General features: G+C 33.4%; 1 protein-coding gene. It reads left to right on the top strand.

The features are described from left to right. Positions 1–995 (top strand): RHS repeat-associated core domain-containing protein (locus C8D70_RS19615; RefSeq protein WP_146212907.1); only part of this gene is annotated, 995 nt, incomplete at its 5' end. Between the last annotated feature and the right edge of the window lie 879 nt (positions 996–1874).

The raw sequence follows: 1874 nt of genomic DNA, 5'->3' as shown, positions 1-1874 counted from the left end.
GTACTTCTAACTTTGGGAGCTTTTACAGCTACAAATACAACGGCAAAGAGCTTCAGGAAACCGGAATGTTCGATTACGGCTGGCGACAGTATATGCCTGATTTAGGACGATGGAACGGTATGGATCAGTTGTCTGAAATATATGCTTCCACCAGTCCTTTTGCCTATGTAGCCAACAACCCAGTTTCAATGCGTGATCCTGATGGCAGATGGATGGATGCCAATGGGCATATCGACACTTCCGGAAACTCTAATCCTTTCAGAGATATGGCTCAGTCTCAGATGAGGATGACTCAGTTTATGGGGCGAAATCCTGGAGAAGGCGGCGCTGGTGGTTATCTTAACGATAGTTATAATTTTACAGGGACACAAGCGTTTTCTATGTTCAATTATTTTAAAAATGGAGGAACAATGTCTGGACTTAGCTTCGGTGATACTGAAGTAACATGGTATACGGGTACTGCTACCCAGGATGCCTATAGAATAGGTGATGACATCTTCTCAGACATAAAACTTGGGATAATTCATAAAGCAAGAATTGCTAATTATGGTCCTATTGATTATGGGAAATTGGTAGAGGAAGGTCTTAATTGGATTCAAAACAACCCTAAAACATTTACTACCACCGCAGGCACTGTTGAAGGATCTTCTCAGTTAGTTTCTTGGGGCTTGAAAAAATGGAATGCTGCTTCAAGTATATCCAAAAGTCGTATTTTCGCAGAAACAATAAGTACTAGATTACCCCTATCTGCTAAAACTTTGGGAGTTACATCAAAAGGTCTTAATGTATTAGGAAAAGCAGTTGGTGTTGCCGGTTTAGTAAATACGGGCTACCAATGGTCTCAAGGAAAGATTTCTGATACTAGAGCTATAGCTGATGGAATAATGGGAGTTGTAGGCTTTCTTGGGCCATGGGGAGCTGCCGCATCATTAGTATATTTTGGTGGAATTGCAGCTTATGAATATTATTATAACGATAACAAACCCGCATTTTAAAATGATTAAATTTTTAAGATTATTATTTTATCATATTTATATATACTATAATAAATCGGAGAAGGGAGGAAAAGCTATAACTAAATTTTCTACATTTTCAGTTTTTTTAGTTATATTTTTCTTTATGATTATAAGTGTCTACACTTTAATATGCCAAATATATGATAGCAGCTATACATTTCTTCCTGGAAAATCGTATTTTTTTGTCTTTGCAATTATTGCTATTATTATAGCATATTATTTGTATAGAGAAGGATTCTATGCTTTAAATGAATACTGTGACTATGATAAAAAATATTATTATTATTTTTTTATTATAGTCTTAGTCACACTTTTTTTATTTATCTATACAGGTAAAACTAGTAGAGAAAGAGTTTTTAAACAAAGAGAGTTACAAAAGGAACATATTGAAAACAAAGAGTAAGAGTAAAACTAATATAAAATAGGTAATGCTGCAGATATGTTGGTAATGTTCCAAACGTGTGGCAATGTTTCAGATATGTTGGCACGCAATATCCATGGAAATTATAAAAGGAAATCTCAATTAAAATATTCAAAGAAAGAGTAACTATAACGGTTGCTCTTTCTATTTTTATAAAATAAACAGCTCTTTATGAATGTAAAAATCTATTGTAAAAGTTTTGTTCTCCTATATTGATAGTACAAAAAACATAAGATATCTTTGTCTTTTAGGTAGTGTCTCACTAACTGTGTAAGTTAAAAAGTTATTCTGGAAAATTTTGAGCCCTCATAGCTCAAAAAATTTTACGGAAATAACTTTTTATTATTTTTAACCATTACATAGTTATGATAGACAAAGAAGACTTATTAAACAACAAGGATTTCTATAAGTCCTTTAAAAATGGAGAAGACTTAACC

The organism is Chryseobacterium sp. CBTAP 102 (assembly GCF_003201365.1).
Lineage (GTDB): Bacteria > Bacteroidota > Bacteroidia > Flavobacteriales > Weeksellaceae > Chryseobacterium > Chryseobacterium candidae.
This window is presented reverse-complemented; position numbering and strand designations above follow the sequence as displayed.